The 14,781-nt window shown below is 43.4% G+C and carries 11 protein-coding genes; 4 read left to right on the forward strand and 7 right to left on the reverse strand.

What is annotated here, in order from left to right; all coding sequences use genetic code 11:
• Positions 1-65: 65 nt before the first annotated feature.
• From RG47T_RS26955 to RG47T_RS06685, 3 genes are all read right to left on the reverse strand, one after another.
• On the reverse strand, positions 66-1,316 hold the full coding sequence (locus RG47T_RS26955; protein ID WP_083627316.1) for a sugar transferase: 1,251 nt from the start codon (positions 1,314-1,316) through the stop codon (positions 66-68).
• A gap of 3 nt (positions 1,317-1,319) precedes the next feature.
• The gene (locus RG47T_RS06680; RefSeq protein WP_074488700.1) at positions 1,320-1,724 is read right to left on the reverse strand and encodes a response regulator transcription factor; all 405 of its coding nucleotides are present in this window, start codon (positions 1,722-1,724) and stop codon (positions 1,320-1,322) included.
• Between the two features lie 129 nt (positions 1,725-1,853).
• On the reverse strand, positions 1,854-2,645 hold the full coding sequence (locus RG47T_RS06685; protein WP_074488701.1) for a glycosyltransferase family 2 protein: 792 nt from the start codon (positions 2,643-2,645) through the stop codon (positions 1,854-1,856).
• A gap of 116 nt (positions 2,646-2,761) precedes the next feature.
• Here RG47T_RS06685 and RG47T_RS06690 point away from each other — a divergent pair, with 116 nt between their 5' ends.
• The 4 genes from RG47T_RS06690 to RG47T_RS06705 all read left to right on the forward strand — a co-directional run bounded on the left by RG47T_RS06690 (position 2,762) and on the right by RG47T_RS06705 (position 9,031).
• On the forward strand, positions 2,762-5,377 hold the full coding sequence (locus RG47T_RS06690; protein WP_074488702.1) for an MGH1-like glycoside hydrolase domain-containing protein: 2,616 nt from the start codon (positions 2,762-2,764) through the stop codon (positions 5,375-5,377).
• 100 nt (positions 5,378-5,477) lie between these two features.
• Positions 5,478-6,362, forward strand: coding sequence for a formate dehydrogenase accessory sulfurtransferase FdhD (gene fdhD, locus RG47T_RS06695; RefSeq protein WP_074488703.1), 885 nt, complete (start codon positions 5,478-5,480; stop codon positions 6,360-6,362).
• Positions 6,346-6,705, forward strand: coding sequence for a DUF7009 family protein (locus RG47T_RS06700; protein WP_074488704.1), 360 nt, complete (start codon positions 6,346-6,348; stop codon positions 6,703-6,705). The genes fdhD and RG47T_RS06700 overlap by 17 nt, the downstream gene beginning before the upstream one ends.
• Positions 6,698-9,031: an FdhF/YdeP family oxidoreductase gene (locus RG47T_RS06705; protein ID WP_074488705.1), complete on the forward strand. Its 2,334-nt coding sequence runs from the start codon at positions 6,698-6,700 to the stop codon at positions 9,029-9,031. The genes RG47T_RS06700 and RG47T_RS06705 overlap by 8 nt, the downstream gene beginning before the upstream one ends.
• 123 nt (positions 9,032-9,154) lie before the next feature.
• Here the strand turns inward: RG47T_RS06705 and RG47T_RS06710 are convergent, their stop codons facing one another.
• The 4 genes from RG47T_RS06710 to RG47T_RS06725 all read right to left on the reverse strand — a co-directional run bounded on the left by RG47T_RS06710 (position 9,155) and on the right by RG47T_RS06725 (position 14,636).
• Positions 9,155-9,694 carry a DUF4251 domain-containing protein gene (locus tag RG47T_RS06710; RefSeq protein WP_083627317.1) on the reverse strand — a complete coding sequence of 180 codons (540 nt, stop codon included), beginning with the start codon at positions 9,692-9,694 and terminating at the stop codon, positions 9,155-9,157.
• 217 nt (positions 9,695-9,911) lie between these two features.
• Positions 9,912-11,801 (reverse strand): molecular chaperone HtpG, encoded by a 1,890-nt coding sequence (gene htpG / locus RG47T_RS06715; protein ID WP_074488706.1) that lies wholly within the window; start codon positions 11,799-11,801, stop codon positions 9,912-9,914.
• Positions 11,802-11,941: 140 nt separating this feature from the next.
• Complete coding sequence (locus tag RG47T_RS06720) at positions 11,942-13,288, reverse strand: sensor histidine kinase (protein WP_074488707.1); 1,347 nt, start codon at positions 13,286-13,288, stop codon at positions 11,942-11,944.
• Complete coding sequence (locus RG47T_RS06725) at positions 13,278-14,636, reverse strand: sigma-54-dependent transcriptional regulator (RefSeq protein WP_074488708.1); 1,359 nt, start codon at positions 14,634-14,636, stop codon at positions 13,278-13,280. The genes RG47T_RS06720 and RG47T_RS06725 overlap by 11 nt, the downstream gene beginning before the upstream one ends.
• Positions 14,637-14,781: the final 145 nt, after the last annotated feature.

Here is a 14,781-nt window from a genome sequence, read left to right on the forward strand (position 1 = left end):
CTTTTAAAGTTGAGCCTTTTGCTTTTATAGTGCTTACACCAGACAACTGCTAACTGACAATAGAATTAAACACTTTCCTTTTGCAATAGCGCCGGTATAGTTTTAAATATCAATCTTAAATCGTTTTTCAAGCTGTGGTTTTTTGCATACACGTTATCAAGCATCAGGCGTTCTTCTTCGCTCATATCGCCTTTGCCACGTTTTTCTACCTGCCAAAGGCCGGTGATGCCTGCCGGGGCATTAAAGCGTAGTGCATATTTATCGGTGGTTAGTTTTTCGGCTTCGTAGAGTGGGAGGGGGCGGTTGCCTACAATGCTCATATCGCCTATAAAAACGTTCCAAAGTTGTGGCAGTTCATCAATGCTGGTATTGCGGATAAAGTTACCAATCTTGGTAATCCGCGGGTCATTCTTCAGTTTAAAGAAAGCCGAACCTGCTGCCGATTTCTTATTGCTGGCATAATCTTTTTCGCACCAGCTAATTTTATCTGCATAAACCGGGAACTGGCATTTGCCACCTTTTAGACAATCATTACACAGCATCGTGGTAACAGGTGTTGGCGATACCGCTTTTTGGGTTTCAACCGGGGCATTGTGGGCCACAGGCGGAGTGCTTGGTGCATCTGCACCGCCGGCAGTGTATTGGTTAAGGTGTTTAAGGTCCTTAAGGCGCTGGTCTGCATTTACATACATCGACCTGAATTTGTAAAACTTAAATACCCGGTAACCGGTACCCACACGTAGCGAGTAATAAAATGCAGGGCCTTTTGATTCCAGCCTCACTAGTAAGTAAATGATCAGAAAAACAGGAGAAAGCATTAGCAATGCCATGCCCGAAAAGAAAATATCAAACGCGCGTTTACCGCGTGGTACCATGTAAGTATCGTTAACCTTTTCGTGTACTTTGCTTTTAATATCTTTCCAGTGGTCGGCCAAAAAGTTAACCCTCAACTGTACTTTGTGCATTTTGGCCGGGGCCTTAAATACATCAACAACACCGGCATCAAGTGCCAGTTTCCGGAGGTTACTATTAAGCTGATTTGAAATAAGGAAAAAGGGTACATTAGGTAAGCCCTTGTTTTTAAAGGCTTCCAGTAAAGTAATGCCCGATGGTGCCAGTATTTCGCTTTGCGAAATAATAGCCACAATGTTTAACTTTTTACTTTCCCAGGCGGTGGCAAGTTCTACGCCGTTATTAAAATACAATATCTGCTTCTCTTCAAAGTCGCAGCAGTTAAGCATAGCTATAACCTCTTCTGCGCCATGTATTACAGCCAGGTATTGTATGTTGGTATCTGCTAAAGTAGAGTCTCCCATAAATTAATATGTTATTTTCCCAATACGTCTTAAAATAGCTCTTACTCTTGCTTCCACTTCGGCCGGGTTAAACGGTTTCACAATAAAATCGTCGGCACCACTGTCCAGGCACTTAATCCGGGTGTCAGAACTGTCCTCGCCCGAGAGGATGATCACCGGGATAGATTTAAAAAAGTCGCTTGCATGCAATTGGGCTACCAGTTCTAAACCACTCAGGTTCGGTGTGTTCAGATCAGATATGATCAGATCGGGGATGTTACCATTTTGAAGGTATGAAAGTGCATCCATAGCTGTTGGGCAAATTTCAACGTCATACGTTTTGCTGAGGAATTTTTTAAGAATGAGCTGCATATATGCATCATCCTCTGCAACAAGGATTTTAGTACGGCCAGAATCAGTTAAACCCATTTTCTCGGAGATGTTTCTTGTGTGAAATTTGGTATTGTTAAAGATACCTTAAAAAGTGTGATGTTGTTTTATAACTTTTACGTAAAAAGCAAGTTTGCAGTTTCAGTTATCGTAATTTATAAGCACTATTTATCCAAACACTCTTTTCAGGCGTTTAAAGGTTGCTTTCCATATACCGCCATCAATCTGTATACGCCTGTCAGTAGTCCAAACAATGGCTTTGGGGCTTTTTACCTGGTATAAATTGCCGAACCCTTTATTTTTTAATTTTAAAGCCAGAAAACCATCTTCATTGGTTCCCGGCGGGTGGTTAAAGCTGTCAACCTGCAGGCCTTGCTCGCGGCGGAAACCCGAGTTAAAGCCATAAACATTTACGGCCTCGTTTTTGAAATGCTTATTGTAAAGCCGGGTAAAATCGGCAATGTATTCGTAAAAAAAATAAGTGAACCTGCCGGTGCTGCCAACCGGGATAAACGAGAAGCGGCCATAAGTAATAGCCACCTTGTCAGAGTCGAGCGGCTTTACCATTTCTTCAATCCAGTCTTTAGGGTAAATGGTGTCTGCATCGGCATTTAAAATGTACTTACCGGTTGCGGTATCCAAACCCATATTGCGCGATACGGTAATGCCCTGTATGGTTTGCACTACGCAGGTAACACCGCAGGCCTTAACCAGTTCTTCGGTTTTATCTTTAGAGTTATTGTTAACCACCACAATTTCTACCGCCCTGCCTGTAATATTATTACAAAGCGAAGCCAGGGTTTGTACAATGGTAAGCTCTTCGTTATAGGCAGGTATGGAAATGGTTACATCCGGCGGCCCGCTTTTACGAAGTTTTTGATAGGCTGCATAAACCTCTGCAGGTTCAATCTTGCCATTGATGTAATGATTAATGTAATCTGGAATCCCGATCGGCCTCATATTATCTGCAAATTAGTAAAGCTATTCTTATTGTAAAATAAAACCTTTTACATCAATCTTTATATTTAAGTTTCGTTATTATAAATTATAATTGAGTTCTCATATTTAACTAATAGATGAATCCCGAACAAACAAGGCTCAAAGACGCCAGTTGGAAACACTGGGGGCCCTACGTAAGCGACCGCCAGTGGGGTACAGTACGTGAAGATTATAGCGCCGATGGCGACGCCTGGAACTACATTAACCACGATATGGCCCGAAGCAAAGCCTACCGCTGGAGCGAGGAAGGTATTGCCGGTATTTGTGACGACCAGCAGTATTTGTGTTTTGCCATTGGTTTGTGGAATAAAAAAGACCCTATTTTAAAAGAGCGGTATTTTGGCCTCAGCAACCCGGAAGGTAACCATGGCGAGGATGTAAAGGAACTTTATTATTACCTGGATAGCACGCCTACACACTCGTACATGAAAATGCTGTATAAATACCCGCAGCAGGCATACCCTTACGAGCAGTTAAAGGATGTAAATAAACAACGATCGCGCAGCGAACCCGAGTTTGAATTGATTGATACCGGCATTTTTGAGCGCGACGAATATTTTGATGTGTTTGTTGAATATGCTAAAAATGCGCCCGATGATATATTGATTAAAATAACCGTGCATAACCGCGCCGGTATTGATGCCCCTATTAATGTATTACCTACGGTTTGGTTTCGTAATACCTGGGCTTGGGGCAGGCACGTAAGCGTGCCCAATATTAGTGTCGAATCGCCTAAAACTATCGGCATTTACAACAAAAATATTGGTGAATATTGGTTAATGGCCGATGGCAACCCCACCTGGCTTTTTTGCGATAACGAAAGCAATACTAAGCTTTTATACAACTATGATAATGGTAAGCCCTATCCCAAAGACGGGATTAATAACCATGTGGTAAATGGCGCGGCTACGGTTAACCCGCAGCAAAAAGGCACCAAAGCCAGTGCCAGTTACGATTTGGTGGTACCTGCACGTAAAAGTGTTACGCTATGCCTGCGGTTGACTAAGAACCCGGCCAATAACTTTAGCGATTTCGAGGCTATTTTTAATACCCGGATTGAGGAAGCCGATCAGTTTTATGCCGATCTTCAGCAAAATAACCCCAACCCGGATGTAACACTGGTGCAACGCCAGGCCTTTGCCGGCATGTTGTGGACCAAGCAGTTTTACAACTACAACGTGTATCAATGGCTGCAAGGCGACCCCGACCAGCCAAAACCACCGGCCGAACGCTTTAAGATGCGTAATGCCGACTGGCAGCATTTAACTGCGCGCGAAATTATTTCGATGCCCGATAAATGGGAATATCCCTGGTTTGCCGCCTGGGATCTCTCTTTCCATTGCCTGCCGCTTGCCAAGGTTGACCCTGAGTTTGCCAAACAGCAATTAATGCTGCTTACGCGCGAATGGTATATGCATCCTAATGGTCAACTCCCGGCTTATGAGTGGGCCATGGGCGATACTAACCCGCCTGTGCATGCCATGGCCAGCTGGAATGTTTATAAAATTGACAAAAAGGCAAATGGAGGGCAGGGCGACCTGTTTTTTCTGGAGACTGTATTTCATAAACTGATGCTCAACTTTACCTGGTGGGTAAACCGAAAGGATTCGGCAGGCAACAATATTTTTGAGGGCGGATTTCTGGGTTTGGATAATATCGGCGTGTTCGACCGTAATGCACCATTGCCAACAGGAGGTTATATTGAGCAGGCCGATGGTACCAGTTGGATGGCCATGTACTCACTTAACCTCATGCGTATTGCCATTGAGCTTTCAACCACCAATAAAACTTACGAAGAAATTGCGGTTAAGTTTTTCGACCACTTTATGTACATCGCAGGTGCCATGTCGAGCATGGGCGAGGGGAACGAGGGTTTATGGGATGAAGAGGATGGCTTTTTTTACGATGGACTGGAATTGCCGGATGGCACCACCAAACGATTGAAAGTAAGAAGTGTAGTAGGATTAATTCCCTTGTTTGCTGTAGAGGTGCTGGACGATGCAGAGGTGTTGAACAGCCCGATATTTAGCCAGCGTTTAAAATGGTTCTACGATAACCGGCCCGATCTGGCAGATCAGATCTCGCGCCTAAACGAGAGTAATGCTGATGGCAAGCGGTTGGTAAGCCTGCTGCGTGGCCACCGGATGAAAATGCTGCTGAAGTACATGCTGGATGAGGGAGAATTTTTGAGTGATTACGGTATCCGTTCGGTATCTAAATACCATCTTGATAATCCTTTTCGTATTATGGCCGGTGGCGAAGAGTTTAGCGTGAAGTATCTGCCTGCCGAAAGCGACAGCGGCTTATTTGGTGGTAACAGCAACTGGCGCGGCCCCATCTGGATGCCCATGAATTACCTGATAGTTGAAAGTTTGGAACGTTTTTATCAGTATTATGGCGATGAATTTAAGGTAGAATGCCCAACCGGATCAGGCGTATTTATGAATCTTAAACAAATAGCTGATGAACTGCGCAAGCGTTTGTCGAATATCTTCACCAAAAACGCAAATGGCACACGGCCGGTATTTGGCACCAATACTAAAATACAAACCGACCCTGCTTTTACAGATCATATGCTATTTCATGAATATTTTGACGGGGATACAGGCAAAGGCCTGGGTGCCTCTCACCAAACCGGGTGGACGGGCTTAATTATAAGCTCGCTGCATATAAGCTTACATCCGGAAGATTGATTTTAATTTGTTGATGAGCTAATTTTTTGATGTTTTTTAGTTGGCAAATTAGCTCATCAACAAATTATAACAAATCGATATACCAATTGTATATTTAAATATGATTGCCGAATCCATCGCCATATTACCTATTATAAAAGTGAACAGCGAAGGCCGTTTTGCGCAGACAGATATGCTGGCTGCAGAAGAGCCTTTGGAGATCAGGCTGGAGTATGGTGAAACCGGGCAGCGGCAGGTGCAAAATGTATCTGTTACCATGCGTACGCCGGGTAACGATATCGAGCTGGCTACGGGTTTTTTATTTACCGAAGGCATCATTAAAAACAGCAGCGATGTGGCCGAAGCCTCACATTGTTTTATAGCCTGTGCCGAAAATAAAGAAAATGTGATACAGGTAAGCCTAAAGGCCGGCATTACCCCAAATCTCAGAAACAGCGAACGGAACTTTTATACCACATCCAGTTGCGGTGTGTGTGGAAAGGGTTCTATCAATGCCATACGTACGGTAAGCGGGCATAACTTACAGAATGAAAATATTAACAGTATCCATGCGCAAACGCTGATTGATTTACCGGATATTTTGCAGGCAAGCCAGGAAGTATTTGCCGATACGGGCGGTCTGCATGCCTCGGCTTTATTTACCCCCAATGGCGAGCTGATAATCGTTCGCGAAGATGTAGGCCGGCATAATGCTTTGGATAAACTCATTGGCGCAGCATTAAATAATTATTTACTGCCACTAAATCAGCACGTGCTGTTACTAAGCGGTCGCGCCAGTTTTGAGCTGGTACAAAAGGCAGTAATGGCAGGTATTAACATTATCGCAGCTGTGGGCGCACCATCCACTCTGGCTGTGCAGCTGGCCGAAGAATTTAATGTTACCCTGGTAGGCTTTTTGCGCAATCAGCGTTTTAATATCTATACCGCACCACAACGAATAACCAATATTATAACCATTACCCCTGCATATGAAAATAAGGATTAAGGCCAACGCCCTGCGTTACCGGCTAACCAAAAGTGAAGTTGAACATTTTGCCCAGGAAGGCGTAATGAAAGAAGTGGTTGATTTTGGTGATGATACCCTTACTTACGTTTTGCAGCGTACCATACAGGCTGATTTGTTTGCCACCTTTAAAAACAACATTATTACGCTGTTTGTGCCAGAGGCGCTGGCCGATGACTGGACAGGTACCGACCGTGTAGGTATTAAAGGCAATGGCGGCCCGCTGCAATTGCTGATTGAGAAAGATTTTACCTGCCTCGATAACGTAGAGGAAGATCAAAGTGATAATTACCCTAATCCTTTAGCTGCTAAAAACCATGCGTAAAGATCAGCAACTAATACCAGAAGTGCCGCGGCCAAATGCCGAAAACCCGGAAGAGCTATCTGATAAACTAAAGGTAACTGAGCCTAAAAAATGGGCAGCCGGTGTACCTGCAGTTTTGGCTGCCTTTGCAGATATACTGGAAGAAACCGGCCCAACCCGTGGCATGGGAGCCTTGCTCAAAATGAATCAGAAGCATGGCTTCGACTGTTCCAGCTGTGCCTGGCCCGACCCTGATGACGACCGCTCGCCGGTTGCGGAATATTGTGAGAATGGCGCTAAAGCACTGGCCGAAGAAGCGACCACTAAAAAACTAACAGGTGAGTTTTTTGCCGAAAATTCATTGGCTGACCTGGCTAAGCTAAGCGACATGGAAATCGGTAAAAAAGGGCGGATTGCACAACCTGTTTACCTGCCCAAAGGAGGTACGCATTATCAGCCCGTAACCTGGGATTGGGCGTTTACCAAAATTGCCGAGCACCTAAACGGATTAGATTCGCCCAATGAGGCAGCCTTTTATACCTCGGGCCGTACCAGTAATGAGGCTTCGTTTATTTACCAATTGTTTACCAAGGAGTTTGGCACTAATAACATGCCCGATTGCTCCAATATGTGTCACGAGTCTACCAGTGTTGGTTTGGCCGAATCTATTGGTATAGGTAAGGGGACGGTTACACTGAACGATATCCACGATGCCGAAGTGCTGATGATCATCGGCCAAAACCCAGGTACCAATCACCCGCGGATGCTTACGGCGCTGCGAAAGGCCAAGGAGAACGGCGCTAAGATCATTGCCGTAAACCCATTGAAAGAGGCAGGGTTAATTGCATTTAAAGATCCGCAAACAGTTAAGGGCATAGTAGGCAGTGGTGTAGACATTGCCGACCTGTATTTGCAGGTGAAAATTAACGGTGACATGGCCTTGTTAAAAGCCATTGAACTGTTATTATACCAAGCTGAGATTGAAACACCAGACCAGGTTTTCGATCATAAATTCATCCAGGAAAATACGGTTAATTATGAGCAGTTTATCGAACATATAAAGCAATACAAGGTTGCAGAGTTGGCCGAAGCCTGCGGGATCCCTGTAGGCCAGATTGAGGCTGCTGCCGAAATGCTGAAGCATAAAAGCAAGATCATAGTATGCTGGGCCATGGGTGTTACACAGCAAAAGAACGGTGTAGACGTGGTTAAAGAAATTACTAACCTAGTATTGCTTAAAGGTAGCATCGGCAAGCCAGGGGCTGGATTGTGTCCCGTACGCGGCCATAGTAATGTGCAAGGCAACCGCACCATGATGATCTATGATAAACCGTATGAAAAACAACTGGTTAAAATCAAAGAAGTTTACGGTTTCGACCCGCCAACGGCACATGGATTTGACGCTGTGGATTCTATTAAGGCCATGCACGATGGCCGTCTAAAAGTATTCTTTGCCATGGGCGGTAATTTTTTATCGGCCACGCCTGATACCACTTTTACAGCAGAGGCCATGCGTAAAACGAGGCTAACGGTTAATGTATCAACCAAACTTAACCGCGGGCATTTAATTACGGGCGAAGAATCAATCATATTACCAACCTTTGCACGGAGTGATAAGGATGAGATTAATGGCGTACCGCAATTGGTAAGCTGCGAAAATTCAATGGGGGTGGTGCAGCAGTCTAAGGGCATGCTTAAACCCGTTTCTGATGATTTAATGAGCGAATCTTACATTGTTTGTTATCTGGCCAAAGCAGTATTAGGTAGCAGGTCTGTAGTAAACTGGGACCGGTACATGGAAAGTTACGATAACATTCGCGATGATATTGAAAAGGTGATCCCCGGTTTTGAGGAATACAACAAACAGATTCGCAGGCCGGGTGGTTTTTATTTACCCAATGCACCCCGCGCCGGTAAATTTGAGACGGATGATTGGGGTGGCAAAGCAGCCTTTAATGTGGCGGGTTTACCGATGCACAAACCAGAAGCTGACGAATATTACCTGACCACCATACGCAGCCACGACCAGTTTAATACGACTATTTATGGCCTGGAAGATCGTTACCGGGGCATTCACAACGAGCGCCGGGTAATATTTATGAATGCGAAGGATATTTCAAAAGCAGGTTTTAAAGCAGGAGATCAGGTGGATATTTCCAGCCATTATGATGGGCAGGAGCGGATTGCGCGGCTATTCATTATCGTAGCTTATGATATTCCGGAGCGTAACACAGCCGTTTATTATCCCGAAGGAAATGTATTGATACCACTAAGTAGTGTAGCTGATAAGAGTAATACGCCTACAAGTAAGTTGGTTTTTGTGAAGATCAGGAAGCATGACTCCTAATTCAGATTATCCAACCGTCGTGCTGAACTTGTTTCAGCATCGCATATGTTTAGTGTAAATTGGACGATTCTCACTCGTTCTGTGGGATCCCGAAACAAGTTCGGGATGACGGAAGATGTGAATTTACTTACTCTTCGTTTCCTTATCCATCAAAATGCCATCAAACGAAATCGCGCTTTTATTGGTAATGGTAAACTGCACATTGGCGTAACCATCGGCCGAAATGTACATGTTGATGGTATCTATATATTTCACGTCAGCAGGTTTAATCTTAATATCCCAGCCGCCTTTTTTCTTCGCGATTGCTGTATAGGTGAATTTGGTTGAAGTGAATTTAATGCCACCATCATTAGAATTGTAAGGCACATCAAAATAAGCCCGGCCAAAATAAGGGAGATAAGCAATTAACGAATCTTTCCGAACCTTAAAATCATAGTCCGAACTAAGAAAGCGATGGCCGCCACCCTGTGGGTTTGCATACTGTGCTGTAAATGTATAATGCTGCGATTCGACCAATGCCTTCACCGCATCTTGTTTGGCTTTCTTTTTATCTTCTTTAGTTGGCTGGGCGCTAACTGCGTTAAATGCGGTAATGGTAATTAACAAGATGATAATATGTTTCAGGTATTTCATGGCTATTGATGTATTAATATTGATCGTCATTGCTGTGGAGGTACGAAGCAATAACGTGATTAGTTCAATTGGTTATTATATATAAATATACCAATAGTTTCCCGCATAAAAAAAGCTGCCCGAGAGCAGCTTTTAATAATATAAATTTTGTCATCCTGAACGCAGTGAAGGATCTTCTTCGCTTTGCATTACCGATAGCAGGGCGAAGAAGATTCCTCCTACGTCGGAATGACAAAGGGGAAGTCGCTTAAATTAAATTAACACTACGGTTAACAAACTCAGTTAAGTCTGCACCGGTTAATAAACCTTGAGATAGCAAAGCTAAATCAAATGCTTGTTTAGCTAATTGTGCCTGGGTATCTGCATTCTCTTCGCCCAAAATGCGGGTAATTAATTTGTGGTTGGCGTTAACAACAACTTTGTAATTATCCGGCATCTGGCCATAAAAGCTCATGCCGCCACCGCCGCCCATAGCAGCCATTTCTTTCATGCGGCGCATAAACTCGTCCATAGTTACAGTTACCGGTAACTCTTCTGGGCTTAAGCTTTCCAGCTCAACCTTAAAGGCTGGCTTGTTAATAGCCGAATCGAAAATGGTTTTTACAGAAGCGCTTTGCTCATCGTTTAAAATATGCGCAGGTGCATCATCTTTCTTTATCAGTTTATCTGCAACATCAGCGTCAACACGTTTCATTGATGTTTTTTCGAGTTTTTGCTCCAAATGACTTACAAAGTGGTTGTCGATAGGAGAGTTCATCAACAATACATCATAACCTTTACGGTTGGCAGATTGAATAAAGGCATCCTGCTTGTCTGGGTCGTTGGTATAAATGTATACCAATTGGCCATCATTGCCGGTTTGCGCTGGCTCTACCTTTTCTTTGTACTCGTTTAAGGTAAAAGTTTCTTTAGCTGTATTGGTTAACAATACAAAGTCTTTCGCTTTTTCGTAGAATTTATCATCACTCAGGAAACCGTATTTTACAAACAGGCCAATATCGCTCCATTTATCCTCGTAAGCTTTACGGTCGGCTTTAAATAAGTCAGCCAGTTTGTCAGCCACTTTTTTGGTGATGTAACTGTTGATTTTTTTAACGTTACTATCAGCCTGTAGGAAACTACGTGATACGTTCAAAGGGATGTCTGGCGAATCTATAACACCATGTAGCAGCATCAAAAATTCAGGAACGATGTCTTTAACCTCGTCGGTAATAAATACCTGGCGAGAGTATAATTTAATTTTATTACGCTGAAATTCGTAATCGTTTTTCAGTTTAGGGAAATATAATACACCGGTAAGGTTGAACGGATAATCAACATTTAGGTGGATCCAGAATAAAGGATCTTCAGAATAAGGATAAAGCTCTTTATAGAAATTCAGGTAATCTTCGTCCTTCAGTTCGTTAGGCGATTTAGTCCATATCGGGTTGGTATCATTGATGATGTTATCAACCTCAACAGATTTGTATTTTGGTTTACCTTCTTCATCTTCACCGTCTGGTTCCTGCTCGTCAGTAACACCAAATTTAATAGGTACCGGTAAAAATTTAGCATATTTATCTAAAATTTCCTGCAAACGCGGGCGGCTTAAAAACTCTTCCGATTCGTCGTTTATATGCAGAATAATGTCGGTACCGCGGGTTGTACGGGTGCCTTCGTTAATTTCAAATGAAGTGCTGCCATCGCAAGTCCAATGGGCGGGTTCCGAGCCATCCTGATATGATAGGGTGTTTATTTCAACGATATTAGCCACCATAAAGGCAGAGTAGAAACCTAAGCCAAAACGGCCGATAATTTCATTAGCATCTTTCGCTTCCTTAAATTTCTCCACGAACTCGGTAGCACCCGAAAATGCGATCTGGTTAATGTATTTCTTGATCTCATCGGCAGTCATACCCAGGCCATTGTCAGAAATGGTGATGGTTTTATTGTCTATATCTAAAGCAACTTCTACCTGTAGGTTGCCCAGTTCGCCGTTGTACTGGCCCAGTGAAGCCAAACGTTTAATTTTTTGGGTAGCATCTACTGCGTTTGATACCAGCTCACGTAAAAATATTTCATTATCAGAGTATAAAAACTTCTTGATAATCGGGAAAATGTTTTCGGTGTGGATTGATATTGTTCCTTTTTCTTGCATATGTTTTTATTGTAAGTATTGTGGTCAGCAATCAATCATCAACTCATAGTCCAAAGTTGTGTTTGTTGTCAAATTGTCAGAAATAATGGAACAGGCATTAAGGCTTCAATGCATTTGTGATGAAAGCTTGTCAGAAATTATTAACTAAAAGAGAGGATAAATACCGAGCCTTTACCTTCTACAGATTGTACCTGGATATTACCTTTATGCAACAGCATAATTTGTTTACACAAGCTAAGGCCAATACCGCTACCTGTTTTACGGGTGCTAAAAAAGGGAATAAAGATTTTTTCGATAATCTCGGGCGGCATACCGATGCCGTTATCCGCAATTTTTATTACGGTTTTATTATTGGGCTGCAGCTCTGCCGAGAGGGTGATCTGTGGTTCGTCCTGGTCTTTAACGGCCTCTATGGCATTGATAAGCAGGTTAATTAATACCTGCTCAATGAGGTTCAAATCTATTTCGATGGCAAGGGAAAGATCGCGGATAATGATATCCAGCTCAATGTATTTTTTCTCGAGTGTGGGTTGCATTAAGGTATTAAGGTTCTCAAATAAGTCGCAAACCAATACTTTTTCGAGATCCAGCTTGGTGATTTTGTTGAGGTTACGATAACTCTCAGTAAACTTCAGTAAACCTTCGCTGCGGCGTTTAATAGTGTCGATCCCCAGTTCCAGATCTTCCAGGTCATCAAAAAAAGGGAGCCCTGTTTTGTCGATGTTTTGCAGTCGGTTTTTTAGCGTATCGGCCAGGGACGATATTGGCGCAACCGAGTTCATAATTTCGTGCGTCATTACGTTCAAGAGTTTCGACCATGCCTTCGATTCTGTTTCGTCCAAAGCCTCGCTCACATTCTGGAAAGCCAGCAGCTTGTATAGCTTGTCGTCGCTGCGGAGTATACTGGATGATACCAGTACCTTAAAAATCTGCCTGTCGCGGGTAAAGGAGACCACCTTGCTATCGCCCGATTTAAGTTCTATTACTTCATTATAAAGTTTCTCCTCGCGTTTTTGTAGCGAGCTGATGGTTTTTAGGTAGGGGATACCGAGCAGCTTTTTAAATGATTCGTTAATCCAGGCTACCTCGCCGGTTTCTTCTTCGTACGATAAAATACCAGTATCAACCAGCTCGAGGATTTTTTGCAGGTAATAATATTGGGTTTCGCGCTCGCGGCTGATGAGTTTGAAGGTGGAGTTGATCTCATTAAAACCTTTGCGCAAAGGTTTTAATTCGTTAGGTGCCCGGCGCTCATCAAAGTGGCGCGAAAAATCGCGGTAGTGGATAGATTCTACAAACTGCTCTACCTCGTCCTGCGCTTTTTGGTGAAAGCGGATCAGTTCTATCACCTCGTAAATTACGATAGGTATCAGTACAACGGTATACAGATAGTAAGCATTTACTACCAGCCATGACATGGCGGCCAGTGTAAAAAACATAATTATTATCCGCAGCACCAGCCGCCACTCGTAACGGTTAAATATCATACTTACTTAATCTGCGGTACAGGGCGGTACGGGTAAGGCCCAGCTCTTTGGCAGCGCGGGTAATGTTGCCGTTGTGTTTCTCTATCACACGTAAAATGGCGTTTTTTTCCATTTCGCTCAGTTGTATGTTTTCGTTATCGCTCACCTTTTCGTCCACGGCCGATTCAAGCGATGAGAAGATCAGATCATCGGCCTTCAGGATATGGTCATCGGCCATAATTACAGCCCGTTCTATAGTGTATTGCAATTCGCGCACATTGCCGGGGTAATGGTAGCTTTTAAGTTTAGTTACTGCCGATGCATCAAAATCCATTGCCGGTTTTAAATATTTCGTGGCGTATTGGGTGGCAAAGTGTTTGGCTATTAAAACAATATCGTTATTGCGCTTACGCAAAGGGGGCATAGTAATTTCTACCGTGTTTATCCGGTAAATTAAATCTTTACGGAAACGGTTTTCATTAGCCAGTTCGCTTAATGGTACATTGGTAGCGCATATCAGCCTGATGTCGATATCCATTGGTTTGTTGGTACCTAAGCGGGTAACCTGCCTGTTTTGCAGTACGGTAAGCAGCTTGGCTTGCTGTTGCAGGGTAATGTTGCCAATTTCATCTAAAAAAAGTGTGCCGCCGTGTGCATCCTCGAAGCGACCGGGCCGGTCTTCGCGGGCATCTGTAAAAGCCCCTTTTTTATGGCCGAAGAGTTCGCTTTCAAACAAGGTATCAGTCAATGCGCCCACATCTACTTTTACAAATGGTTTATCTGCACGCAGAGAACGTTCGTGTATGGCTTTGGCCATCAAATCCTTACCGGTTCCGTTTTCGCCTAAAATCAGGATGTTGGCATCGGTAGGGGCAATCTTGTTTACCTTATGGAAAATGTCATCCATCGCCTCAGAATCGCCCAGTATTAGTGTAGAGCCGGCTTTGCCTTTGCCCGGTGCTTTGGTTGATTTGCCCCCATCTTTTTTATCCAGGAGGTCGGTGATGGTTTCTATCAGTTTTTCGTTATGCCATGGTTTTACCACAAAATCATTAGCGCCTTCTTTAAGTGAGCGTACGGCAAGGTCAATATCCCCATAAGCGGTAATCATAATTACGCAAAGGTTGGGTTTCCACTCTTTTACCTTGCGCAGCCAGTATATGCCCTCGTTACCGGTATTAATGGCGCTGTTAAAATTCATATCCAACAAAAGGATATCAACCTGATTTTTTTGCAGCAACCAGTTTAAATTTTCGGGGTTTTTATCAGTAATAACTTCTTGCACTTCTGTTTTAAGCAACAGCTTAACTGCCGTTAACACATCAGGGTCGTCATCTACTACAAGTACAGTGGCCTTTTTTAATATCATTATATGCTTATAATAGGGTATCGGGTTTAAAAATAGTAAAAAGATTAATAGTACTAAAGGACACACTTAAAGTGCAAACGTTACAAGTAAAGGTAAATAAAAAAAGGCCGCCCCTTGCGGGCGGCCTTCACTTAACTATTAACTA

This window comes from Mucilaginibacter polytrichastri (assembly GCF_001911425.1).
In the GTDB taxonomy this organism is placed as follows: domain Bacteria; phylum Bacteroidota; class Bacteroidia; order Sphingobacteriales; family Sphingobacteriaceae; genus Mucilaginibacter; species Mucilaginibacter polytrichastri.